Genomic DNA, 23,582 nt, shown 5'->3' with positions numbered 1-23,582 from the left:
GGTGCGGCGCGGGCCGCGGGTGGTTGCTCGCGCAGTTCCCCGCGCCCCTGAAGGGGCACCAGGTGCGCGCCCCCGAAGGGGCGTGGGGAACTGCGCGGCCAGCCCCCACGCGCCCGCACCCGACCACGCTCCGTCACCTCTCCAACAGCATCCTCTGAAGCTCCCGGGCGGCCCGAGGCGGCGCCACATCGCTGCGGTGCGCCAGCGCGATCGTCCGGTGCAGCCCCGGCCGAGCCAGCGGAGTGACCCGCAACCCCCGGCCCGACCGCGCCGCCACCATCCGCGGCACCACGGCCACCCCCAGCCCCGCTCGCACAAACCCCAGCACCGCGTCCATCTCGCCCCCCTCGACGGCGAACTCCGGCTCGAACCCGGCGGAGCGGCACGCCGCGACGGTCAGCTCCCGCAGGTCGTACCCGTGCCGGAACATCACCAGCCGCTCCCCCTCCAGGTCGGAGATCTTCACCCCGCCCCGCCCCCGCCCGGGCACCGTAGCCTCTGGCGAGGACACCACCACCAGGTCCTCCCGCAGCAGCTCCACGGTCGTCAGCGCGGGCGAGGCCGGCGGCAGCGGCAGCACGATGATCGCCAGGTCCAGCGCCCCGCGCGCCAGCTCCCGAACGAGGTCATGGGAGCCGCTCTCCTCGATCAGCAGCTGGATCCCCGGATACCGGTCGTGGAACGCCCGGAGCACGTCCGGCAGCAGCCCGGTGCACAGGCTCGGCGTCGCACCCAGCCGCACCCGCCCGCTGCGCAGCTGCACCAGCTCCTGTACCTCGTACCGGGCGGTGTCCGCGTCCGCGAGGATCCGCCGGGCCAGCGGCAGCAGGGCCTCGCCCGCGTCGGTCAGCGTGATGTTCCCGCGCGCCCGCAGGAACAGATCCGCACCCAGCTCCCGCTCCAGCGCCTTGATCTGCTGGGACAGCGACGGCTGGGCGACATGGACCAGCTCGGCGGCGCGGGTGAAGTGCCGGGTCTCGGCGACGGCGACGAAGTACTGAAGCTGCTGGAACTGCATGGTGACACGATAGCTTCCAGCTATGGAATCCAGCCGTGTCATGTCTTGGACCGATTGGGTCATCCGGCCCTAGCGTCGACGCCATGGCTCTGGCAACGCGGACGGACCGACGGCCGTCCATGGCGCGCACGATGTGGGACAGCTCCGTCGGCAAGAAGACGGTGATGGCCGTGAGCGGCCTGATCATGCTGCTCTACCTGGTCGTCCACATGATCGGGAACCTGAAGATCTACTTCGGGGCGGGTGAGTTCAACCACTACGCCCACTGGCTGCGCACCATCGGCGAACCGTTCATGCACTACGAGTGGACGCTCTGGCTCATCCGGATCGTCCTGGTCGTCGCCGTGGTCGCCCACGCCACCTCCGCCTACCAGCTCAGCCGCCGCGACATCAAGGCGCGCCCCACCAAGTACGTGCACGGCAGGCCCCGGGCCAGCTACGCCACGCGCACCATGCGCTGGGGCGGGATCATCCTCGGCCTGTTCATCGTCTGGCACATCCTCGACCTGACCACCGGCACCGTGCATTCCGGCGGCTTCCAGGAGGGCCACCCGTACCAGAACGTCGTGGACACCTTCTCGACCTGGTACGGCGACGTCATCTACATCGTCGCGATGCTCGCGCTCGGCCTGCACGTGCGGCACGGCTTCTGGAGCGCCGCCCAGACCCTCGGCGTCGGCAGCCGCACCCGCGACCGCGCCCTGAAGGCCACGGCCAACGTCCTCGCGCTGCTGCTCACGGCCGGTTTCATCGCCGTACCCGTGGGTGTCATGACCGGAGTGGTGAGCTGAACATGACCGAATACGTGAACTACACGACCGGCGAAGCGGTCGCCGACGGCAAGGCACCCGCCGGACCGGTCAACGAGCGCTGGGACAAGCGCCGATTCGAGGCCAAGCTGGTCAACCCCGCCAACCGGCGCAAGCACACCGTGATCGTCGTCGGCACCGGCCTGGCCGGCGGCTCCGCCGGCGCCACCCTCGCCGAACAGGGCTACCACGTCGTCCAGTTCTGCTACCAGGACTCGCCGCGTCGCGCCCACTCGATCGCCGCGCAGGGCGGTATCAACGCGGCGAAGAACTACCGCAACGACGGCGACTCCGTCCACCGGCTGTTCTACGACACCGTCAAGGGCGGCGACTTCCGGGCCCGCGAGTCCAACGTCCACCGCCTCGCACAGATCTCCGTCGAGATCATCGACCAGTGCGTGGCGCAGGGCGTGCCGTTCGCCCGTGAGTACGGCGGACTGCTCGACACCCGGTCCTTCGGCGGTGTCCAGGTCTCCCGCACCTTCTACGCCCGCGGCCAGACGGGCCAGCAGCTGCTGCTCGGCGCCTACCAGGCGCTGAGCAGGCAGATCGCCGCCGGGAACGTGGAGATGCACCCGCGCACCGAGATGCTCGACGTGATCGTCGTCGACGGACGCGCGCGCGGGATCGTGGCCAGGGACCTGATCACGGGGAAGATCGGCACGTACTTCGCGGACGCCGTCGTCCTGGCGAGTGGTGGTTACGGCAACGTCTTCTACCTGTCGACGAACGCCATGAACTCCAACGCCACCGCGATCTGGCGGGCGCACCGGCGCGGTGCCTACTTCGCCAACCCCTGCTTCACTCAGATCCATCCCACCTGCATCCCGCGCACCGGTGACCACCAGTCCAAGCTCACCCTGATGAGCGAGTCGCTGCGCAACGACGGCCGGATCTGGGTGCCCAAGGCCAAGGGCGACAGCCGCCCGGCGAACCAGATCCCCGAGGACGAGCGCGACTACTACCTGGAGCGCATCTACCCGTCCTTCGGCAACCTGGTCCCGCGCGACATCGCCTCCCGCGCCGCCAAGAACGTCTGCGACGAGGGCCGCGGCGTCGGCCCGGGCGGGCAGGGCGTCTACCTGGACTTCGCCGACGCCATCAGGCGGATGGGACGCAAGGCCGTCGAGGCGAAGTACGGCAACCTCTTCGACATGTACCAGCGGATCACGGACGAGGATCCGTACGAGGTGCCGATGCGGATCTATCCCGCCGTGCACTACACGATGGGCGGGCTGTGGGTCGACTACGACCTCCAGACCACCGTCCCCGGCCTGTTCGCGGTCGGCGAGGCCAACTTCTCCGACCACGGCGCCAACCGGCTGGGTGCCTCCGCCCTGATGCAGGGTCTGGCCGACGGCTACTTCGTGCTTCCGGCCACCATCAACGACTACCTCGCCCGCAACCCCCACCAGGAGGCGGTGACGGCCGAACACCCCGTCGTCCAGGAGGTGCTGGCCGAGACCGAGGACCGGCTGAACCTGCTGCTGTCGGTCGACGGCGACCGTACGCCGGACTCCTTCCACCGCGAACTCGGCGAGCTGATGTGGGAGTTCTGCGGCATGGCCCGCACGGACGCCGGTCTGCGCAAGGCGCTTGAGCGCATCCCGCAGATCCGGGAGGAGTTCTGGCGGCGGATCAAGGTGCCGGGGACGGGCGAGGAGTTCAACCAGTCCCTGGAGAAGGCCAACCGCATCGTCGACTACCTGGAACTGGCCGAGCTGATGTGCCTCGACGCGCTGCACCGCGCCGAGTCCTGCGGCGGCCACTTCCGGGAGGAGTCCCAGACGCCCGACGGCGAGGCCGCCCGCAAGGACGACGAGTTCGCGTACGCGGCCGCCTGGGAGTTCACCGGCACCGGGGACGCCCCGGTGCTGCACAAGGAAGACCTGGTCTTCGAGTACGTCCACCCCACCCAGCGGAGCTACGCATGAAGCTCACCCTGCGCGTCTGGCGGCAGAAGAACGCCGACGCCGACGGCGCGATGTCCACGTACGAGGTGGACGGCATCTCCTCCGACATGTCCTTCCTGGAGATGCTCGACACCCTCAACGAGGAGCTCATCCTGCGCGGCGAGGACCCGGTCGCCTTCGACCACGACTGCCGTGAGGGCATCTGCGGCGCGTGCTCCCTGGTGATCAACGGGGACGCGCACGGGCCGGAGCGCACCACCACCTGCCAGCTGCACATGCGGTCCTTCGAGGACGGCGACACCATCGACATCGAGCCGTGGCGGGCGTCCGCGTTCCCGGTGATCAAGGACCTGGTCGTGGACCGGTCGGCGTTCGACCGGATCATCCAGGCCGGCGGGTACATCACCGCGCCGACCGGGGCCGCGCCGGAGGCGCATGCCACGGCGGTGCCCAAGGCCGACGCCGACTTCGCGTTCGAGCACGCGGAGTGCATCGGGTGCGGGGCGTGTGTCGCGGCCTGCCCGAACGGGGCGGCGATGCTGTTCACGTCCGCGAAGGTGAACCACCTGAACGTCCTGCCGCAGGGGGCGCCCGAGCGGGAGACGCGGGTGCTGGACATGGTGGGGCAGATGGATGCCGAGGGGTTCGGGGGGTGCACGCTCACGGGGGAGTGTGCGACCGCCTGCCCGAAGGGGATTCCGCTGGTGTCGATCACCAGCATGAACAAGGAGTGGTTGCGGGCTGCCCGGAAGGCCGGGAAGCGGTAGCGCCGTCGGGGGGTGCGGGTGCGTGGGGGCTGGTCGCGCAGCTCCTCCCCCCGGCCTTCGGCCGGGGGTACCCCCAGCGCCCCTTTCGGGGGCGCCGCTGTGAGGGGCGCTGAAAAGTGAAAGACGTTCGCCGGAAGGTGCGGACGGGCGGGGTCGGTGTGGTGCTCGCCGGCCCCGTCTCGCTTTTCCTTACGGGCGTCTGATCATGGTTGCGTTACCCTCGGGCGTCTGTGAGTGACCGGAAACGGTCCGACCCCCGGCATTCAGCAGTCGCACATCCACGGGTCCCGCGCACGTCACGCCGAGTCCAGCCTGCCACGGAAGAAAGCAGGTGCAGATTTCCTCAGCTTCCGCTCGGCGCAGGAGACCTCCATGACCGCCATGCCCGCCTCACCCCCCGCTCTCGCCGCCCCAGCCGGGGATTCCGGCTACCTGGTGCAGCTCGCCCGTGACGAGGACGACGTCCGGGCCGCACAGCGGCTGCGCTACCAGGTGTTCGCCGGAGAGATGGGCGCCCGGCTCGACGGGCCGGAGCCGGGACTGGACGTGGACGCCTTCGACGCGTACTGCGACCACCTCCTCATCCGCGAGGCCCTCACCGGCGAGGTCGTCGGCACCTACCGGCTACTGCCGCCGGAGCGTGCCGCGGTCGCCGGCCGCCTGTACTCCGAGGGCGAGTTCGACCTGAGCACGCTCGCCCCCATCCGCTCCGGTCTGGTCGAGGTCGGCCGCTCCTGCGTGCACCCCGCCCACCGCGACGGTGCCGTCATCGGCCTGATCTGGGCCGGCATAGCCCGCTACATGGTCGACCGCGGCCACGAGTGGCTGGCCGGCTGCTGCTCCGTCCCGCTCGCCGACGGCGGCGCGCTCGCCGCCGCCACCTGGGACCGGGTGCAGGCCAAGCACCTCGCGCCGGAGGAGTTCCGGGTCCGGCCGCTGCAGCCCTGGGTGCCCACCGGCCCGGCCCCCGAGGGACGCGCCGAACTGCCCGCCCTGCTCCGCGGCTACCTGCGCCTCGGTGCCTGGGTGTGCGGGGAGCCCGCGCACGACCCGGACTTCGGGGTCGCCGACATGTACGTGCTGCTGTCGATGCGCCGCGTCAACGCGCGCTATCTGCGGCACTTCCTCTCGCTCGTCCCCGCCTGATGAGCGTCTGGCTGCCCAGCGCGCCCTGCACCCCGGGCGCGTGCGTGGAGCGTGCGGGATCCCTCACGGCCCTGCCCCGGGCCGTGCTGCGGTTCGCCGCGGTCGTGGCCCTGATGCTCGTGGCCGTCGCGCTGCTGCCGCTCGGCTGGGGGTCCCCCCGCTTGCGGGGGAGGATACCCAGCGAGTGGGTGCGGCGGTTCGCCCGGACGCTGGTCCGGGCGGCCGGGGTCCAGGTCCGGATCACCGGGAGCGCTCCGGACACCGGCGGGGTGCTGCTCGTCGCCAACCACATCTCCTGGCTGGACATCCCGCTGCTGGCCGCCGTACGGCCGGCGCGGATGCTCGCCAAGAAGGAGATCCGCGAGTGGCCGGTGGCCGGCGCGCTCGTGGCCGGGGCCGGGGCGCTGTTCATCGACCGGGACCGGCTGCGCGCCCTGCCGGACACGGTCGGCCGGATCGCGGGGGCGCTGCGGGAGGGCGCCGCGGTGGTCGCCTTCCCGGAGGGCAGTACCTGGTGCGGCCGGGCCCAGGGGCGGTTCCGGCGGGCCGTCTTCCAGGCCGCGCTGGACGCCGGTGCGCCCGTGCAGCCGGTGCGGCTGCACTACCGGCTGGAAGCGGGAGCGGCCAGCACCGTGCCCGCCTATGTCGGCGCGGACACGCTGCTGGCCTCCCTCTGGCGAGTGGTGTCGACCCGCGGCCTGGTGGCCGAGGTGGACGTACGGCCGCTGATAGCGGCCGGCAGCCACCCGGACCGTCGTACCCTCGCCCGCGCCGCCCAGCCGGTGACCCACGAGCCGGCCTGGACGCACGCGGCCCTGGTGAGCCCCGAGCGGGCCTCTCAGTGGTCGGTCTCCAAGTGGAGCTTGACCAAGTCGACACCGTAGTCGCCGCCGTTGGGCGTGCGCACGACGGTGTGGATGTGCTGCTGGGTGGGCGTGCCGTTCGGGCCGCCCATGCCGCCGGGGCCGATGCCGCCGATGCCACCGGGGCCGCCCGAGGGCATGCCGCCCCCGGGGCCGTCGGAGGGGGAGCTCGGCGCGTCGGACGAGCACGTCGGAGCAGCCGGTCATCGTCGCCGGCGCGGCGACACCGCCGGCGAGCAGCGCCTTGTTCATGAACCAGCGGCGGCTGCGCTCGGCTTCGGGGGTGCGGGGGTGGTGTCCGTGCATGCGCCCAAGGTTCCGGGGCAACCTGAGGCGTTCCTGAAGGCCCTCAGGGCAGGCAACGGGACAGATAGGGTGCGGTGACGCTGCCCCCGGCCCGGGCGACCTCGGCCGGCGGCCCGGCCGCCACGATCCGTCCGCCCCGGTCGCCGCCGCCCGGTCCCAGGTCGATCACCCAGTCGGCGTCCGCCACCACCGTCATGTCGTGCTCGACCACCACGACCGTGTGCCCGGCGTCGACCAGTCCGTGCAACTGCCGCATCAGCACCCCGACATCGGCCGGGTGCAGTCCCGTCGTCGGCTCGTCGAGCAGATAGAGCGTGTGGCCGCGCCGCCCGTGCTGCAACTCTCCGGCCAGCTTGATGCGCTGGGCCTCGCCGCCGGACAACTCCGTGGCGGGCTGTCCGAGTCGCAGATAGCCGAGGCCCACGTCGAGGAGCGTGGCCAGGCTGCGCGCGACGGCCGGGGTGTCCGCGAAGAACTCCGCCGCGCCCGCCACGGTCAGGTCCAGCACCTCGGCGATGTTCCGCCCCCGGTGGGTCACTTCGAGCGTCTCGGGGTTGTAGCGCGCCCCGCCGCAGTCCGGGCACGGCGCGTAGGTGCTCGGCAGGAACAGCAGCTCCACACTGACGAACCCGTCGCCCTGACAGGTCTCGCAGCGGCCCCCGGCCACGTTGAAGGAGAACCGCCCGACGCCGTAACCGCGCTCCCGTGCCTGCCCGGTGCCCGCGAACACCTTCCGCACGACGTCGAACAGGCCGGTGTAGGTGGCCAGGTTGGACCGCGGGGTGCGGCCGATCGGCTTCTGGTCGACGGAGACCAGACGGCCGACCGCGGCCGGTTCCTCGGTGATCTCGCCGATCAGCGTCGACTTTCCGGACCCGGACACCCCGGTGACGGCGGTGAGGACGCCGAGCGGGAATTCGGCGGTCACCGCGCGCAGGTTGTGCCGGGTCACCGGGCCGACCCGAAACCAGCCCTCGGCGGGCCGCGGCCGGCGTGGCGGGACGGGGTCCCGCGCGAACAGGTAGCGGGCGGTGGCGGACTCCGTGACCGCGGCCAGCTCCGCCACCGGTCCGCTGTGCAGCACCTCGCCGCCGTGCTCGCCGGCCCGCGGCCCCACGTCCACCAGCCAGTCGGCGCCGCGCACCACGTCCAGGTGGTGCTCCACCACGAACACCGAGTTCCCGGCTGCCTTCAGCCGATCCAGCACCGTCAGCAGCGCCTCGGTGTCCGCCGGGTGCAGGCCGGCCGAGGGCTCGTCCAGAACGTAGACGACACCGAAGAGCCCGGAGCGCAACTGGGTGGCCAGCCGCAGGCGTTGCAGCTCGCCCGCGGAGAGGGTGGGCGTGGCCCGGTCGAGGCTGAGATAGCCGAGGCCCAGCTCGACGACCGGCGCGATACGCGAGGTGAGGTCCGCGGTGAGGACCCGTACGGTCTCCGACCCGCCCTTCTCACCGAGGAGTTGGGCCAGATCGGTGAGCGGCAGTGCGACGAGCTCCGCGATGGTACGGCCGGCGAAGGTCACGGCGAGGGCCTCCGGCCGCAGCCTGCTGCCGCCGCACACCGGACAGGGCGCACTGGTCAGGAACCGCTCCGCCTTGGCCCGCAGCGCCGGGCTCCTGGAGTCCGAGAAGGTCTTCAGCACGTACCGGCGGGCGCTCATGTACGTGCCCTGGTAGGGCCGTTGGATGCGGTCGGCGTCCCGGACCGGGTGCACGGTGACCACCGGCTGCTCGTCGGTGAAGAGGATCCACTCGCGCTGTCCGGCGGGCAGCTCACGCCATGGGCGGTCGACGTCGTGGCCGAGTGCGTCCAGGATGTCCCGCAGGTTCTTGCCCTGCCAGGCGCCCGGCCAGGCGGCGATCGCGCCCTCGCGGACGGACAGCGACGGGTCGGGGACCAGCAACTCCTCGGTCGTCCGGTGCACCCGGCCCAGCCCGTGGCACTCGGGGCAGGCGCCCACCGCCGTGTTGGGGGAGAACGCGTCGGAATCGAGCCGCTCGGCGCCCGGCGGATACTCCCCGGCGCGCGAGAACAGCATGCGCAGGGAGTTGGAGAGGTTGGTGACCGTGCCGACCGAGGAGCGGGAGGTGGGGGCCGAGCGGCGCTGCTGCAGCGAGACCGCCGGCGGCAGCCCGCTGATCTCGGCGACCTTCGGCGCACCCACCTGGTGGATCAGCCGGCGCGCGTACGGCGCGACCGACTCGAAGTAGCGCCGCTGGGCCTCGGCGTAGATCGTGCCGAAGGCCAGGGACGACTTCCCCGAGCCGGACACGCCGGTGAAGACGGCCAGCACGTCCCGGGGGATGTCCACGTCGACGCCCTTGAGGTTGTGCTCACGGGCGCCACGCACGCGGACGTACGGGTCGCGGGGGCTGTGCATCGGACGGACACTCCGTGACGGGCGGCTCGCGGGGCAGGGACAAACCCCGCGATCCTAGCCCGGAGCAGCCCTCTGCCTACTGCGGAGGGTCGCCCTGCCTCCGCTCCCGTTCGATGTAGTCGTCGGCCTGCTTCTGGGCCATGTCGACCTGGGACTGGTACTTGTTCCCGGTCCGCTGGTCGATCACGTCGCCGCCCTTTTGGACGCCCTGTCTGGCCTGGTCCTCGTGGCCCTTGAGCATTCCCTTGAGCTTGTCCAGCATGGACATGGCAGCCCTCCTCGCTGGTTGCGGCTTCCACCCCCCAGCGTCACCGGCCGGGGCGCCGTCCGCATCTCGGCGGCCGTCCCCGTGCGGGCCCGGCCCGCCTGTGCGAGCTTGGAAGACGCGGATTGCCGACGATCCCGGAGCCCTCCGGAGAGGCTCTCGCACAGCCGCCCCGCGGCGCCGCCCCGCACAGCTGTCCGCAGAAAGGCCCGGCCCATGAGCACTTCCGGTTTCGGATTCGGACGCAGTCCCTTCGAGGAGTTCGACGAGCTGATGTCCCGCTTCTTCGGCGGGCCGGGGGCGGGTACCCAGCCCCGCCGCCCGCAGCGCGTGGACATCGGCAGCCTGCTGTCCGAACGGGCCCGGGAGCTGGTAGCGGACGCCCGCGACCTCGCGGCCGTCGAGGGCGGCGAGGAGCTGGACGCCCGGCATCTGCTGGCCGCCGCCACCACTCACGACTCGACCCGGCGACTGCTCACCGAGGCGGGCGCCGACCCCGACCAGCTCCGCGAGCGGCTCACCGCCGGCCACGGAGGCGGCGAGAAGTCCGAGCCCACCGCTCTCACTCCGGCCGCCAAACGCGCCCTCCTCGACGCCTACCAGATCTCCCGCGCCGAGGGCGCCTCCTACATCGGCCCCGAGCACCTGCTCCGCGCGCTCGCCGCGAACCCGGAGTCGGCGGCCGGCCGGGCGCTCGGCGACAGCGGCTGGGAGCCGACCCGGATGCCGGCCGAGGGTGCCGCGGAGCGCAGGAGGCCCAGCACCACGCCGACCATCGACGAGTACGGCCGTGACCTCACCGAGGACGCCCGGGCCGGCCGGCTGGACCCCGTGATCGGGCGGGACGAGGAGGTCGAGCAGACCATCGAGGTGCTCTCCAGGCGCAGCAAGAACAACCCGGTCCTGATCGGCGACCCGGGGGTCGGCAAGACCGCCATCGTGGAGGGCATCGCGCAGCGGATCGTCGCCGGGGACGTGCCCAGGACCCTCGAAGGCAAGCGGCTGGTCTCCCTGGACCTGGCCGGGATGGTGGCCGGCACCAAGTACCGGGGCGAGTTCGAGGAACGGCTGAAGAAACTGCTCGACGAGGTCCGCGAGCACGGCGACGAACTCGTCCTGTTCCTGGACGAGTTGCACACGGTCGTGGGCGCGGGCGGCGGCGGGGACGGGGCCCTCGACGCGGGCAACATCCTCAAACCGGCCCTCGCCCGCGGTGAACTGCACCTCATCGGCGCGACCACCGTCGACGAGTACCGCAAGCACATCGAGAAGGACGCGGCCCTGGAACGCCGGTTCGCGCCCATCCTGGTCGGTGAGCCCACCGTCGACGACACCATCGAGATTCTGCGCGGCCTGCGCGACCGCTACGAGGCCCACCACCAGGTCCGCATCACCGACGAGGCGGTGGTCGCGGCGGCGGAGCTGTCCGACCGGTACATCACCTCCCGGTTCCTGCCCGACAAGGCGATCGACCTGATGGACCAGGCGGCGGCCCGGGTACGGCTGCGCGCGAAGACCCCGCCCACCGACACCCGGGACATCGAGGACCGGGTCGCCGCCCTGAACCGGGAGAAGGACCAGGCCGTCGCCGACGAGGAGTACGAGCGCGCGAAGGAGCTCCGCGACCGCATCAGGGCGACCGAGGCCGAGCTGGCACAGGCCGGCGCCGGCGAGGAACACGCGCCCAAGGTCACCGCCGAGGACATCGCCGAGGTCGTCTCCCGCACCACCGGCATCCCGGTCGCCCAGCTCACCGAGGAGGAGCGGGAGCGCCTGATGAAGCTGGAGGAGCACCTGCACGAGCGGGTCGTCGGCCAGGACGAGGCGATCACCGCCGTCGCCCGCGCGGTCCGCCGCGCCCGCGCCGGCATGAGCGACCCCGACCGGCCCGTCGGCAGCTTTCTCTTCCTCGGCCCGACCGGCGTCGGCAAGACCGAACTGGCCCGTGCCCTGGCCGCCGCCCTCTTCGGCGACGAGACCCGCATGATCCGCCTCGACATGAGCGAGTTTCAGGAGCGCCACACGGTCTCCCGGCTGGTCGGCGCCCCGCCCGGATACGTCGGACACGAGGAGGCCGGCCAGCTCACCGAGGCGGTGCGCAGGCAGCCGTACGCCGTGCTGCTCCTCGACGAGGTGGAGAAGGCGCACCCGGACGTCTTCAACACCCTGCTCCAGCTCCTCGACGACGGCCGCCTCACCGACGCCCAGGGCCGCACCGTCGACTTCAAGAACACCGTCGTCATCATGACGTCGAACATCGGCGCCGACCGTATCCTGGCCGCGGGCACGGAGGACTACGGCAAGGTTCGCGAGGCCGTGATGCCGGCCCTCCAGCAGCACTTCCGCCCGGAGTTCCTCAACCGCATCGACGAGATCATCGTCTTCCGCGGCCTGGACCGCACCCAACTGCGGCAGATCGTCGACCTGTTGCTGGAGCACACCCGGGGCCGTCTGCACGCCCAGGACGTCGCCCTGGAAGTCACCGACTCGGCCGCCGAGTTGCTCGCCAACCTCGGCCACCAGCCGGACTTCGGCGCCCGCCCGCTGCGCCGCACCATCCAGCGTGAGGTGGACGACCGCCTCGCCGACCTGTTGCTGTCCGGCCAGCTCGTGGCGGGCGAGCGGGCGGTGGTGGACGCGGCGAACGGCGAGATCGTGATCCGCTCGGTCAAGCCGGCCACGGTCTGACCGGCCCGGTCAGGAGGCCACGATCCCGGTCAGCCGCCGGTACGAGTCCAGCAGGGCCGCCCGGTCGTACGTACTCGTGGTGACCAGCACCTCGTCGGCACCGGTCTCCTTCAGGACCGTCTCCAGCTCGTGGGCGACCTGGTCCTCGGTGCCGGCGATGTGCCCGGCGAGCCCTGACTCGTAGAGGCCGCGCTCCTTGGCGGTCATCGTCCGGGCCTCGACGGCCTCGGCCGGGGGCAGCGGCGGGAACGCGCCGTGCGTGCGGGAGTACGCCATCGACCAGGCCTCCGGGACGAGCAGCCGGTGTGCCGCCTCGGGGGTGCCGGCGACCGCGACCGTCCCGGAGATCACGACGTACGGCTCGGCCGCCCACGGGGAGGGCCGGAAGCGGTCGCGGTAGTGGTCGATCCCGCGCCGCATCTTCTCGCGGCCCCGCAGGTCGCCGATGACCATCGGCAGCCCGGCCCGGGCCGCGATGTCCGCGCCCTCGCCCATCGCCAGGACGAACGGCGGCACGCGCAGCCCCTGTGCCGGGCGGGCCCGCACCCCGGTGGGCGAGGTCCCCTCGAACCAGCCGAGCAGCTCGCCGAGCTGCGCCGCGAAGTCCTCGGCGTCGTCCTTGCCGCGTCCCAGCGCCTTGCGCACACCGTCGGTGAAGCCCACCGACCGGCCGAGCCCCATGTCGATCCGCCCCGGGTACAGCGACTCCAGCACGCCGAACTGCTCGGCCACGACCAGCGGTCGGTGGTTGGGCAGCATGACGCCGCCGGTCCCGACCCGGATGGTCCTGGTCGCGGCGGCAACGGCGGCGGCGAGCACGGTCGGTGCGGAGCCGGCGACCCCGGGCACCCCGTGGTGCTCCGACACCCAGAAGCGGTGGTATCCGAGCGCCTCCACCTCCCGCGCCAGCGCCACCGTGTCCCGCAGCGCCTCACCGGGCGCGTGCCCCTCCCGGGTGCGGGAGCGGTCGAGGACGGAGAACCGGGTCCGGGCGATGATTGCGTTCACACAGGGTTCAACAGCCGCGGGGCCACGGGATTCCCGCGGGGCCGGCCGCCGGGGACACTCTGGGGCCGCCGTCGGACCGACCGCCGGGGGCATCGCGTCCTAGGGTTGCCGGGTGACCGAGAGCAGCGCACGTCCGATCGCCGTGTTCGACATCGACAACACCCTCGCCGACACCGCACACCGGCAGCGGTTCCTCGAGAGCAAGCCCCGGGACTGGGACGCGTTCTTCGCGGCCGCGCCGCACGATCCGCCGCTCGCCGAGGGGATCGCGCTGGCCGTGGCGAGCGCCGAGGAGTGCGAGATCGTCTATCTCACCGGGCGCCCCGAGCGCTGCCGGCGCGACACGCTCGGCTGGCTCGAGGCCCACGGGCTGCCGGAGGGCCATGTGCACATGCGGCGCAACGCCGACCGCCGGCCCGCCCGGCACACCAAGCTGGAGATCCTGCGCCGGCTCGCGCAGGGGCGCTCGGTCCGCTTTCTGGTCGATGACGACGAGCTGGTGTGCGACGCCGCCGAACGGGCCGGCTTCACCGTCGTGCGGGCCCGCTGGGCCGACCGCTCGGCCGCGCTGGAAGAGGCCCAGGAGGGGGAGGGGCGGACCTGACGGTACGGCGTCAGCCCTCTTCGTCGATGCGGAAGCCCACCTTCAGGCCTACCTGGTAGTGCTCGATCTGCCCGTTCTCGATCTGGCCCCTGACCTGTGTGACCTCGAACCAGTCCAGGTTGCGCAGGGTCTGGTTGGCGCGTGCGACACCGTTGCGGATGGCCTGGTCGATGCCCTCGTGCGAGGTGCCGACGATCTCGGTCACCCGGTAGGTGTGGTTCGTCATCGGGAAGCTCCTCTCGTCGTCACTCCACGGTGCCGCATCCGGAAGCGGAGCGCGAGGCGTCGGTTCCGAAACGCCTACAGCCCTTGACCCTCCATATTGGTCCATACCAAAATCCCGTACACCCGTACGGGCCCCGGTGCTCGTCCCCCCACGTCGGGCCTCTTCGCCTGTCCGCCAGACAGAACAGGAACCCCCGTGAGACATCGCCGCACACTCGCCCTCGTCTGTGTGTCCGCCGCCCTGCTGAGCGCCTGTGGAGTCCTGCCGGGCGAGGGGGGGGCGGGCGCCACACGGTCACGGTGTGGCTGATGCGGAACAGCGCCTCGGCGGACTTCCTGCACCGGTTCACCACGGACTTCGAGCGCACCCACCAGGACATCCGCCTGGACATCCGCATCCAGGACTGGACCGGCATCGTGGACAAGGTGCAGGCCGCGCTGAAGAGCGACTCCGACGACGCGCCCGACGTCATCGAGGTCGGCAACACCCAGGTCCCGCAGTACGTCGAGGACGGCCGGCTCACCGACCTCACCCTGGAGTCGATGCGCGACTGGGGCAAGGAGCAGTGGCTGCCCGGCCTCGCCGAGCCCGGCTCGGACGACTCCCGCCAGTACGGCATCCCCTGGTACGCCGCCAACCGCGTCGTCATCTACCGCAAGGACCTGTTCAGGAAGGCGGGGATCACCTCGCCGCCGAAGACCCGCGAGCAGTGGCTGGCCGACACCGAGAGGCTCAACTCCGGGGGTGATCAGGGGATCTACCTCGCAGGACAGGACTGGTACACCCTCGCCGGGTTCATCTGGGACGAGGGCGGCGACCTCGCCCAGGAGACGGACGCGGAGTGGAAGGGCACCCTCGACAGCCCGGCCGCGTTGCGCGGGATGGATTTCTACCGGCGACTGCAGGTCCTCGGCAAGGGGCCCGTCGACGCCGACGAGGAACACCCGCCCCAAGCGCAGGTGTTCGCGGGCGGACGGGTCGCGCAGATCGTCGCGGTGCCCGGACTCGCCCAGTCCATCGTGCAGGAGAACCCCGAACTGAAGGACGAGATCGGCTACTTCCCGGTGCCGGGCCTCACCGCGGCCCACCCCGGCGCCGTCTTCACCGGCGGCTCCGACCTCGTCGTACCGCAGAACACCGGCCGGCCCTACGACGCGACCGCCGTCGTCGGAGCGTTGACCGGCGCCAAGTGGGACACCGACCTGGCCCGCACCATGAACTACGTGCCCAACAAGACCACGCTGGCGGGCGCGGTGGCCGGGGAGGAGGGGGTCGCCGCCATGGCGGCGGGCGCCGCACGGGGGAGGGCGACCCCTCACACCCCAGACTGGCCGGCGGTGGAGGCCGACAACCCGATCAAGGGCTACATGACCAAGGTGCTCGGCGGAGCGGACCCCGCCACGGAGGCCCGCCGTGCCTCCCGGCGCATCACCGAACTGCTCGCGCCGGACTTCGGGTGACCCGGCGGGCGAAGGCGGCGACGGAGGGTGGGCGACGGGGACGACCTCGCTCGCGAAGCGTTCGAGCCGGACAGGCTCAAGAGGGCCGTGCGGAGGCGGGGTTGTCGGCCACGGCACGGTGTACGGGCTGCTGTCCGCCGAGGTATCCGATGATCGCCACGACCGCGCTGCGGCCGGCGCGGTTGGAGCCGACGGTGGACTGGGACGGGCCGAATCCGACCAGGTGCACCCGGGGTTCGCCGGCCACCTGGGTGCCGGTCATCCGGATGCCGCCGTGCTCGTTGCGCAGCGACAGGGGGGCCAGGTGCGCGAGTGCCGCCTTGAAGCCGGTCGCCCACAGGATCGCGTCGACGGAGGTGAAGGAGCCGTCCGCCTCCCGTACGCCGCCGGGCTCGATCGCCGTGAACATCGGACGGCGTTCGAGCGCGCCGCGTTCCCTGGCCGCCAGTGCGTACGGAGTCCAGGCGAGGCCGGTGTAGGAGACGACACTGCCCGTGGGCCTGCCCGCCTCGACGTCGGCGAGGACGTGGGCGATGATCTCGCGTCCCTCGACCTCCGGGTCGAACCCGCCGTCTCGGAAGAAGGGTTCGCGGCGGGTGTACCAGAAGGTGGTCGCCGCCCTGGAGATCTCCTCCAGTTGCTGGAGCGCGGAGATACCGCCGCCCACGACGGCGACCCGCAGGCCGGCGAAGTCCTCGGCCCTGACGTAGTCGTGGGTGTGCAGCTGAAGCCCGGTGAACGTCTCCTGCCCCGGGTAGTGGGGCAGGACGGGGTTGGTCCAGGTGCCGGTCGCGTTGACGACCACCCGGGTCAGCCAGGTGCCGTGATCGGACTCGACCACCAGTTCGCCGTCGGGGTCCGCATCGGCCGGACGTACGGTGGTGACCCGCACCGGCCGCAGGACGGGCAGGTCCATCCGCTGCTCGAAGTCGGCGAAGTAGCGCGGTACCGCAGTACGGCTTGGCTCCGCGGGGTCGATCGGGGGCTTCGGGAACCCCGGGAGATCGAAGATCCCGTTGACCGTGGCCATGTGCAGCGACTCCCAGCGGTGGCGCCACGCCCCGCCGGGCGCGGCTTCGCCGTCTAGCACGACGAACGTGCGGTCCGTGGACGCGGCGCCTTCGTCCAGGGCGCTGACGAAACCGCGCCGCTTGAGGTGGTAGCCCGCCGACAGCCCGGACTGGCCGCCGCCGACGACCACCACGGTGGCCCGCCGCAGGGACCGCGAGTCGTACGGGTCTGCCTCGTCAGTGATCACGTCGCGGCTCCTCCTTGCGGACGGGGGCGCCGCCTCCGGTGGCCAGTCGCATGAGGTCGGTGTCGAAGTCGACGTCGTCGACGGACCGCTCGGCGGCGGTGGCGTTCCCGCCGAACTGGTGCTGGTAGTCGCCCCAGTTGCGGTCCGCGATCTGCCGGCCGGCTCCGGAGCGCAGCAGGACGGAGAGCTCCTGAGCGGCACGGTCGATGCGCTTGCCGAGGTCGGCCGATCCCCAGTCCTCGGGCGTGGCGTACAGGGAGGTGGGCATCGGCAGGGCCCGGAGGAAGGCGAACAGGGGCCGGAGGTGCTCGTCCACGACCATGGCGTGCCGTGCGCTGCCGCCCGTCGCGGCGAGGACGACGGGCCTGGCGATCAGCAGGTCGTTGTCGACCAGGTCGACGAAGGACTTGAACAGGCCACTGACGGCGGCCTTGTAGACCGGGGTTGCGGCGATGACCGCGTCGGCACCGGCCAGCAGTTCCATGACCGACTGCACCTTCGGGTTGAGCATGCCGGACACGATGCCCTGCGCGATGTCCGTGGCGAGCGGGCCGAGGTCGATCGAACGCACGGTCGCCGTCGTGCCCGCGGCGCGCAGGGCGTCGATCGTCTTCTGGGCGATGCGGTCGGCGAGCAGCCGGGTCGACGACGGGTCGCTGACACCCGCGTTGACGATCACGAGCGTGACCGGACCGCCGGGAGCCGTGTGATCGTTCGTGCCGGGTTCCCCGCCGCCCTGCTCGTGGTCCGCCGTGTGGGCCGCACGAGGGGTGCCCGCCATCAGAACGCCGCCGGGAAGCCGGCCGCGACGTCCGGGGCGCTGTCCTGGTACGGCGAAGTGCCCGACAGGTTGTCGCCCCGATTGGGGTTCGGACGCGGCCGGCGCGGTTCGGCGTCGCCGTACTTCGCCTTGACCAGCGAGGCGTGCGTCGGCGCGTCGGGGACGCCGGGCCTGCGGCGGGCCGCCATCTCCTTGCGCAGCACCGGCACCACCTCGGTGCCCAGCAACTCGACCTGCTCCAGCGCCATCTCGACCGGCAGGCCGCCGGAGTCGACCGCGAAGAGCTGACGCTGGTAGTCGCCGAAGCCCTCCTGCCAGGTGAGGACCTTGTCGATCACTTCCTGCGGGCTGCCGACGGTCATGGGGGTGGCGGCCATGTAGTCCTCCAGCTTCATGCCGCGGAACATCGCGTGGCTCTCGAAGTAGGGACGGTAGGTGCTGACCGCGTCCTGGGACCGCTTGGCGATGAACGCCATACCGCCGAGGCCGACGATGGCCTGCTCGGCGGTGCCGTGGCCGTAGTGCTCGTACCGGCGCCGGTAGAGCTCGACGATCGGCTTGAAGTGGAAGTTCGGGGCCAGGATGTGGTTGGCGAAGAACCCGTTGCCGTAGTACGCCGCCTGTTCGGCGGTCTCCGGGCTGCGGATGGAGCCGTGCCACACGAACGGCGGGACGTCGTCCAGCGGGCGCGGGGTGGAGGTGAAGCCCTGGAGCGGTGTGCGGAACTGCCCTTCCCAGTCGACCACGTCCTCGCGCCACAGCCGGTGGAGCAGGTTGTAGTTCTCCAGGGCGAGCGGTACGCCCTGACGGATGTCCTTGCCGAACCAGGGATAGACCGGGACGGTGTTCCCGCGCCCGAGCATCAGGTCCAGGCGTCCCTCGGCGAGGTGCTGCACCATCGCGTAGTCCTCGGCGATCTTCACCGGGTCGTTGGTGGTGATCAGGGTGACGGCCGTGCTCAGGACGATCCGCTCCGTCAGCGCCGCGATGTGGGCGAGCACGGCCGGGGGAGAGGACGGCACGAAGGGCGGGTTGTGATGCTCCCCCAGCGCGAACACGTCGAGGCCCACCTCGTCGGCCCGCCGGGCGACCTTGACGATGTTGCTGATCCGCTCGGCCTCGCTCTGGGTCTGACCGCTGACGGGGTCCGGCGAGATGTCACCGACGCTGAAGATGCCGAACTGCATGGCGGGGCTCCTAGGGTTTGCATGCTGTGCACATGATTCAACAAGTTGACACGTCACATAAACCCACGGCTGGGGAATCCGCTATGGCGTTGGTCACGCCGCCCCATGACCCTGCCCGGCTGGGCAGGCGGTGAACGCCGCGGCGGCTCCGACTGCCGGAAGCGGCGGCGGGTGAGGGGCGCGTGCTCTGTGGAGACTGCCGGTCGGGTGCTGTCGACCGGCGGCTCGTTGAGGCGTGCGACTCCTTGCTGGTGGACGAGTGTCGGAATTCCTCGGGTGCGGACGGTGGTCTGCCCCGTTGAGCTGCTCGGGGGAGGGCGGCGGACGAGTCGGCGCGGACGGTCGGGCGGTGCGGCTGGGCACGGTCCGGTCGTCCCCGTGGGGAGGCGTGCGTTCGGTGTGCAGGAGCACGGGCGCGGGTGACCCGCTTCCTCACCGCGCTCGTCTCGGAGGCGGAGTGCCGCAGGCCGCGGATCGGTGACCGGCCTGCCCGCAGCGCTGTGGACCTGCTGGCCGTACTGGTCACCGAGTGGGCGCTGGAGCGCCGGGCGGAGGCGCAGAACGTGGGCGCATGGACGCCGAGTTGTCCGCCCGCGCGCGGCGCCGTCCTGCGAGGATGCGGGCATGGAGCACATACTGAGCCGGCGGGAAGCGTCGGAGGCGGTCCACGACTGCGGGTGGCGCTTCCTGCTGGGCACGTTGAGAACCTCGGTTTCGGTCCGGTCGTTGGCTCAGGCCGTCCGCGTGGCAGCGGACGCCGTCGCCGCGTGCGGCAGCGACGCCGATCGGCACCTTCTTGTCGATGCCCGCCCCGATCGGGTCGTGTTCACTCTGCAGTCGTCGGTCCATGCGGCGGTCACCGCCAAGGACGTCGAACTCGCGCGTCGGATCTCTCTCGCCGTGGACCGGACCGGGTTGCTGACGGCGCCTGAGATCGGTACGGGGGCGCCGCGGTCGGTCCAGCTCCTGGAGATCGCGATCGACGCCCTGGACATCGCCGCGGTCCGGCCGTTCTGGAGGGCCGTGCTGGGGTACGCGGGCGAGGCGGGTGCGGAGGGCGTGGAGGATCCTCTCGTCGACCCCGTGGGGCAGGGCCCGGCTGTCTGGTTCCAGCAGATGGATCGGGCGCGCCCGCAGCGCAATCGCATCCACTTCGACGTCTGTGTCCCGCACGACGAGGCACCCCGGCGGATCGATGCCGCCCTGGCGGCCGGTGGCCGGCTCGTGTCCGCCACCCGTGCCCCCGCGTTCTGGGTGCTCGCCGACGTCGAGGGGAACGAGGCCTGCGTGACCACTTGGCAGGGCCGAGACGGCTGATCGGGTGGTCAGGCCGCGTGCTCCGCGGACTCGGCGGCGGCCCGGGCGCTGAGCACGGCCCTTGCGCGCTCCGACTCCGGAAAGCGGCGCGACGGTGGCAAAGTGCACCAGCTCGGGTGTTCATCGCATCGCGTCGCTCGGATGGCAGGTGCGGGGGTGACTCGATCGCGCTCTGCTGGTTGATCCATCAACCGGATGATGGACCCCAAGCGCGCCACCTGACCGGCGCCCAGTACGCGCAGAAGCTGGGCGCCGCGATCGGCGAGCCGGTGCGCCTCCGGTCGGTGCCCTACGACGTCTTCCGTCCCCTGGGCGTACCGGCGGGCGACGGGATCGCCAACGTGTTCCAGTACTACGGCGACTTCGACCAGGAGTTCACCGGCGCCCGCGACCTGCAACTCCTGCGGGAGATCAACCCGGCACTCAAGAGCTTCGACGAGTGGCTCGCCGAGAACGCCGCGCACATCCAGGTGGACGGAGAAGGACGCGCACGCGGCCGGCTCCGAGGCTTATTCGGTGAACTGTCAACTATGCTTACACTTGCTTCATGGAACAGACGGTGCGTTGGCTGACGGCGGAGGAGCAGCACGCGTGGCGGAGCTTCGTCCGCATGCACGAGCGGCTCATGGGCCGCTTGTCCCGTCTGCTGCAGGCGGAGTCCAACGTGTCGCCCGCGGACTTCGCCGTGCTGGTCGAGCTGACGGACGTGCCGGACGGGCGGCGCCGGTTCCTGGACCTGGCCAGGGCGCTGGAGTGGGAGAAGAGCCGGATGTCCCATCACATCGCCCGGATGGTGAAGCGCGGGCTGGTGGTGCGGGACGAGTGCCCCGAGGACGGCCGCGGCGCGTTCGTGGTGATCACGGACGAGGGGCGAGCGATGATCGAGGCCGCCGCCCCGCGGCATGTGGAGGCGGTGCGCGAGCTCTTCCTCGACAACGTCACGCCGGCCGAGCTGCGGTTGCTGGCTCGGATCTCCGAGCGCGTGGTGGAGAAGCTCGACGAGGAGCCCGCCTGACCGCAGCGGGCGGCCCGGCGTGCGTGGCGGCCGGGGCGCTGCCGTGTGGAGGCCCACTGCCTCTACTCGCCGTGCGGAGGCAGTACCGGGTGCTTGCTCATGATCGACACGCGATTGAACGCGTTGATGGTGACCGCCACCCAGATCGCGGCTGAGATCTGGTCCTCGGAGAGAACCTGCCGGGCGGCCTCGTAGGCGGATGCCTGGGCATCGGTGTCGGCCGCATCGGTCGTGGCCTCGGCCAGCGCCAGGGCGGCTCGCTCCGCGGGGGTGAACAGGCCGGTGTCCTGCCACGCGCTCAGGACCCCGAGTCGCTGCGGTGTTTCACCGGCGCGCAGGGCCGCTCTGGTGTGCACGTCGAGGCAGTAGGCGCAGCCGTTGAGCTGCGACACGCGGAGGTTGATCAGCTCCACGGCGGTCCGGTCGAGCCCCGCCTCGGAAGCCGTCGCCCGGACCGCCTCCGCGGCCTGCACCAGGGCATGGAAGGCCTTGGGGCTCTGCTTGTCGATGAAGATCCTGCGGGGTGCGGAGCTGCGGGTGGTCTCGCTCACGTCGGGGACTCCTTCGGGCCACGCTCGCCGTGGCCTGGGTGCGGTCGAGTGCTGTGGCCGTCGGCCTGCCTTCGTGGCATCATAGTTGATGTGACAACCAGATTGTGTGGGAGGTGCTCCCGGTGAGCAACGTGGAAACCGACGCCGCGGCGCTGAGCTGCGGTCCGCTCGTCGAAGGCGAACGCCCGGCCGGAGCGCCCCGGGTCGACGTGCTGTCGGCACGCGAGGTCCCTCTGGGAGGACCGCGTGCGCTGCGCGTGCGGCGGACGCTGCCCCAGCGGGAGCGCACCCTGATCGGCGCCTGGTGCTTCGCCGATCACTACGGCCCGCACCAGGTCACCGCGGCGGGCGGCATGGACCTGCCCCCGCATCCGCACACCGGCCTGCAGACGGTGAGCTGGCTGTTCAGCGGCGAGATCGAGCATCGCGACACCCTCGGCACCCACGCCCTGGTCCGGCCCGGCGAGATGAACCTCATGACCGGCGGATACGGCATCGCCCACTCGGAGGTCTCCACCCCGGACACCACCGTCATCCACGGCGTCCAGCTGTGGGTCGCGCTTCCCGGGGAACACCGCGACACCGCCCGGGACTTCCAGCACCACGTGCCCGAGCCCTTGCGGGTCGACGGGGCCGAGATCAGGGTCTTCCTGGGCTCGCTCGCCGGCCGGACCTCCCCGGTCCGCACCTTCACGCCGCTGCTCGGCGCCGAGATCGTCCTCGAACCGCACGCGACGCTCACCCTCGCCGTGGACACCGCCTTCGAGCACGGCCTCCTCGTGGACAGCGGGGACGTCCGCCTGATCGACACCGTGCTGCGGCCCGCCGAACTCGGCTACGTGCCTCGCGGCGCGGACACCCTGACGCTGGTGAACGAGACCGGCGCCGCCGCGCGGACCGTTCTCCTTGGGGGACCTCCCTTCGGGGAGGAGATCGTCATGTGGTGGAACTTCATCGGCCGCAGCCACGAGGACATCGTGAAAGCCCGCGAGGACTGGGAGGCCTCCTCCGACCGCTTCGGCGTCATCGAGGACTTCCCCGGCGGCCGCCTGCCCGCGCCGGCCCTCCCGAACGCCGTCATCACCCCCCGTCGCAACCCACCCACCCGCTGACCTCCCCTGCGAAAGGCACACCATGAGCGAGTCCTCCACCACCACGGTCGTCCAGCGCGTGGACGCCGGTCGCCGGTACGACATCCTGGTCGACGGCGGACGCGCCGGCCTGACCGCCTACCGTGACCTGGGCGCACAGCGCGTCTTCTTCCATACGGAGATCGACGAGGCATTCGCCGGCCAGGGACTGGGTGCACAACTGGTGCAGCAGGCGCTCGCCGACGTGCGCGCGTCCGGAATGCGGATCGTCCCGGTCTGCCCCTACGTCGCCAAGTTCCTCAAGCGGCACGACGAGTTCGCCGACATCACCGACCCGGTCACGCCCGACGTCCTGCGGTGGCTGGAGGCACAGCTTGGCTGAGTGGTCCAGGTGAACGGGCCGTGGGCACGGCTCGGTCCGGCGGAGGCTGACGCCTGGCGCTGTCTGGTCCGGATGCAGGAGAGGCTGCACGGCCGGGTGGCTCGTCGTCTGCAGGCGGACTCCGGCCTCTCCGCCGCCGACTACATCGTGCTCGTTCACCTCGCCGAGGCGCCCGGCACCCTTGTGCGCTCCGCGGACCTGGCCAGGGCGGTGGAGTGGGAGAAGAGCCGGATGTCGCACCAGATCTCCCGCATGGTGGAACGCGGGATGGTCGTCCGGAAGCAGTGCCCCGAGGACGGGCGCGGCGCGTTCGTGGTCGTCACCCCGCTGGGACGGGAGATGATCGCGTCGGCCGCGCCCGGCCATGTGGCCACGGTGCGGGGTCTCTTCGTCGACCTTCTCACGCCGGAGGAACTCGGCGCGCTCGCCCGGGTCGCGGGCCGTGTCGTCGAGCGGCTGGACGGACGGTCCGAGTGACGCCACGCCCGACGGATGCGGAATAGGCAGCACGGTGCCCGTGTTCCGACGGTGTGGTTGATGCATCAAC

23 protein-coding genes and 1 pseudogene are annotated in these 23,582 nt (G+C 71.6%); 14 read left to right on the top strand and 10 right to left on the bottom strand.

The annotated features are described in order from the left end of the window. Positions 1-133 precede the first annotated feature (133 nt). Positions 134-1,018 (bottom strand): LysR substrate-binding domain-containing protein, encoded by an 885-nt coding sequence (locus tag JF597_RS18985; protein ID WP_293996107.1) that lies wholly within the window; start codon positions 1,016-1,018, stop codon positions 134-136. Between the two features lie 119 nt (positions 1,019-1,137). On the opposite strand from JF597_RS18985, the gene JF597_RS18980 reads away from it, so the two are divergent. The 5 genes from JF597_RS18980 (at position 1,138) to JF597_RS18960 (ending at position 6,537) form a co-directional block, all read left to right on the top strand. Then, entirely contained in the window at positions 1,138-1,809 is a 672-nt protein-coding gene (locus tag JF597_RS18980) for a succinate dehydrogenase (protein WP_293996164.1), read from the top strand. Between the two features lie 2 nt (positions 1,810-1,811). Then, positions 1,812-3,761 (top strand): fumarate reductase/succinate dehydrogenase flavoprotein subunit, encoded by a 1,950-nt coding sequence (locus tag JF597_RS18975; protein WP_293996105.1) that lies wholly within the window; start codon positions 1,812-1,814, stop codon positions 3,759-3,761. Then, a complete protein-coding gene (locus JF597_RS18970; RefSeq protein ID WP_293996103.1) occupies positions 3,758-4,507 on the top strand; it encodes a succinate dehydrogenase/fumarate reductase iron-sulfur subunit in 750 nt (249 codons plus the stop codon). Before JF597_RS18975 ends, JF597_RS18970 begins: the two co-directional genes overlap by 4 nt. A 381-nt stretch (positions 4,508-4,888) precedes the next feature. Continuing rightward, a complete protein-coding gene (locus JF597_RS18965; RefSeq protein ID WP_293996162.1) occupies positions 4,889-5,653 on the top strand; it encodes a GNAT family N-acyltransferase in 765 nt (254 codons plus the stop codon). Beyond that, the gene (locus JF597_RS18960) at positions 5,653-6,537 is read left to right on the top strand and encodes a lysophospholipid acyltransferase family protein (RefSeq protein ID WP_293996101.1); all 885 of its coding nucleotides are present in this window, start codon (positions 5,653-5,655) and stop codon (positions 6,535-6,537) included. Before JF597_RS18965 ends, JF597_RS18960 begins: the two co-directional genes overlap by 1 nt. On the opposite strand, the gene JF597_RS18955 is transcribed toward JF597_RS18960, so the two are convergent. The 3 genes from JF597_RS18955 to JF597_RS18945 form a co-directional block, all read right to left on the bottom strand. Continuing rightward, positions 6,492-6,656: a hypothetical protein gene (locus JF597_RS18955; protein ID WP_293996099.1), complete on the bottom strand. Its 165-nt coding sequence runs from the start codon at positions 6,654-6,656 to the stop codon at positions 6,492-6,494. The genes JF597_RS18960 and JF597_RS18955 overlap by 46 nt on opposite strands. 209 nt (positions 6,657-6,865) lie before the next feature. Next, entirely contained in the window at positions 6,866-9,202 is a 2,337-nt protein-coding gene (locus tag JF597_RS18950; RefSeq protein ID WP_293996097.1) for an excinuclease ABC subunit UvrA, read from the bottom strand. A gap of 76 nt (positions 9,203-9,278) precedes the next feature. Continuing rightward, a complete protein-coding gene (locus JF597_RS18945; RefSeq protein WP_293996095.1) occupies positions 9,279-9,470 on the bottom strand; it encodes an antitoxin in 192 nt (63 codons plus the stop codon). A gap of 213 nt (positions 9,471-9,683) precedes the next feature. Between JF597_RS18945 and JF597_RS18940 the strand changes: the two genes are divergently transcribed. Further along, complete coding sequence (locus JF597_RS18940) at positions 9,684-12,155, top strand: ATP-dependent Clp protease ATP-binding subunit (protein WP_293996093.1); 2,472 nt, start codon at positions 9,684-9,686, stop codon at positions 12,153-12,155. 9 nt (positions 12,156-12,164) lie between these two features. Here JF597_RS18940 and JF597_RS18935 read toward each other — a convergent pair whose 3' ends face one another. Further along, positions 12,165-13,163 (bottom strand): LLM class flavin-dependent oxidoreductase, encoded by a 999-nt coding sequence (locus JF597_RS18935; protein ID WP_293996091.1) that lies wholly within the window; start codon positions 13,161-13,163, stop codon positions 12,165-12,167. Between the two features lie 112 nt (positions 13,164-13,275). Between JF597_RS18935 and JF597_RS18930 the strand changes: the two genes are divergently transcribed. Then, positions 13,276-13,767 (top strand): hypothetical protein, encoded by a 492-nt coding sequence (locus tag JF597_RS18930; RefSeq protein WP_293996089.1) that lies wholly within the window; start codon positions 13,276-13,278, stop codon positions 13,765-13,767. A 10-nt stretch (positions 13,768-13,777) separates the two neighbouring features. On the opposite strand, the gene JF597_RS18925 is transcribed toward JF597_RS18930, so the two are convergent. Further along, complete coding sequence (locus JF597_RS18925) at positions 13,778-13,993, bottom strand: dodecin (RefSeq protein ID WP_293996087.1); 216 nt, start codon at positions 13,991-13,993, stop codon at positions 13,778-13,780. 228 nt (positions 13,994-14,221) lie between these two features. On the opposite strand from JF597_RS18925, the pseudogene JF597_RS18920 reads away from it, so the two are divergent. Continuing rightward, a pseudogene (locus tag JF597_RS18920) lies at positions 14,222-15,453 on the top strand (extracellular solute-binding protein). A gap of 76 nt (positions 15,454-15,529) precedes the next feature. Here JF597_RS18920 and JF597_RS18915 read toward each other — a convergent pair. The 3 genes from JF597_RS18915 to JF597_RS18905 are packed head-to-tail and all read right to left on the bottom strand — an operon-like array spanning position 15,530 to position 18,679. Continuing rightward, entirely contained in the window at positions 15,530-16,711 is a 1,182-nt protein-coding gene (locus tag JF597_RS18915) for an NAD(P)-binding domain-containing protein (RefSeq protein WP_293996085.1), read from the bottom strand. After that, entirely contained in the window at positions 16,701-17,492 is a 792-nt protein-coding gene (locus JF597_RS18910) for a CE1759 family FMN reductase (protein WP_293996083.1), read from the bottom strand. The genes JF597_RS18915 and JF597_RS18910 overlap by 11 nt, the downstream gene beginning before the upstream one ends. Then, positions 17,492-18,679 (bottom strand): CE1758 family FMN-dependent luciferase-like monooxygenase, encoded by a 1,188-nt coding sequence (locus JF597_RS18905; RefSeq protein WP_293996081.1) that lies wholly within the window; start codon positions 18,677-18,679, stop codon positions 17,492-17,494. Before JF597_RS18905 ends, JF597_RS18910 begins: the two co-directional genes overlap by 1 nt. A gap of 624 nt (positions 18,680-19,303) precedes the next feature. Between JF597_RS18905 and JF597_RS18900 the strand changes: the two genes are divergently transcribed. The 3 genes from JF597_RS18900 to JF597_RS18890 all read left to right on the top strand — a co-directional run bounded on the left by JF597_RS18900 (position 19,304) and on the right by JF597_RS18890 (position 21,011). Next, positions 19,304-19,996 carry a VOC family protein gene (locus tag JF597_RS18900; protein WP_293996079.1) on the top strand — a complete coding sequence of 231 codons (693 nt, stop codon included), beginning with the start codon at positions 19,304-19,306 and terminating at the stop codon, positions 19,994-19,996. Between the two features lie 116 nt (positions 19,997-20,112). Then, on the top strand, positions 20,113-20,568 hold the full coding sequence (locus JF597_RS18895; protein WP_293996077.1) for a hypothetical protein: 456 nt from the start codon (positions 20,113-20,115) through the stop codon (positions 20,566-20,568). Beyond that, complete coding sequence (locus JF597_RS18890; protein WP_293996075.1) at positions 20,544-21,011, top strand: MarR family transcriptional regulator; 468 nt, start codon at positions 20,544-20,546, stop codon at positions 21,009-21,011. Before JF597_RS18895 ends, JF597_RS18890 begins: the two co-directional genes overlap by 25 nt. A 62-nt stretch (positions 21,012-21,073) precedes the next feature. On the opposite strand, the gene JF597_RS18885 is transcribed toward JF597_RS18890, so the two are convergent. Beyond that, the gene (locus JF597_RS18885) at positions 21,074-21,562 is read right to left on the bottom strand and encodes a carboxymuconolactone decarboxylase family protein (protein WP_293996073.1); all 489 of its coding nucleotides are present in this window, start codon (positions 21,560-21,562) and stop codon (positions 21,074-21,076) included. 122 nt (positions 21,563-21,684) lie between these two features. Between JF597_RS18885 and JF597_RS18880 the strand changes: the two genes are divergently transcribed. The 3 genes from JF597_RS18880 (at position 21,685) to JF597_RS18870 (ending at position 23,512) form a co-directional block, all read left to right on the top strand. Next, the gene (locus JF597_RS18880) at positions 21,685-22,674 is read left to right on the top strand and encodes a pirin family protein (protein ID WP_293996071.1); all 990 of its coding nucleotides are present in this window, start codon (positions 21,685-21,687) and stop codon (positions 22,672-22,674) included. A gap of 22 nt (positions 22,675-22,696) precedes the next feature. Beyond that, positions 22,697-23,035 carry a GNAT family N-acetyltransferase gene (locus JF597_RS18875; RefSeq protein WP_293996069.1) on the top strand — a complete coding sequence of 113 codons (339 nt, stop codon included), beginning with the start codon at positions 22,697-22,699 and terminating at the stop codon, positions 23,033-23,035. A gap of 72 nt (positions 23,036-23,107) precedes the next feature. Further along, positions 23,108-23,512 carry a MarR family winged helix-turn-helix transcriptional regulator gene (locus tag JF597_RS18870; protein ID WP_293996159.1) on the top strand — a complete coding sequence of 135 codons (405 nt, stop codon included), beginning with the start codon at positions 23,108-23,110 and terminating at the stop codon, positions 23,510-23,512. Positions 23,513-23,582 lie beyond the last annotated feature (70 nt).

Origin of the sequence: Streptomyces sp. (genome assembly GCF_019510245.1) — a bacterium.
Lineage (GTDB): Bacteria > Actinomycetota > Actinomycetes > Streptomycetales > Streptomycetaceae > Streptomyces.
Note: the sequence above shows the minus strand (reverse complement) of the source record. Positions and strands in the feature narration are given on the sequence as shown.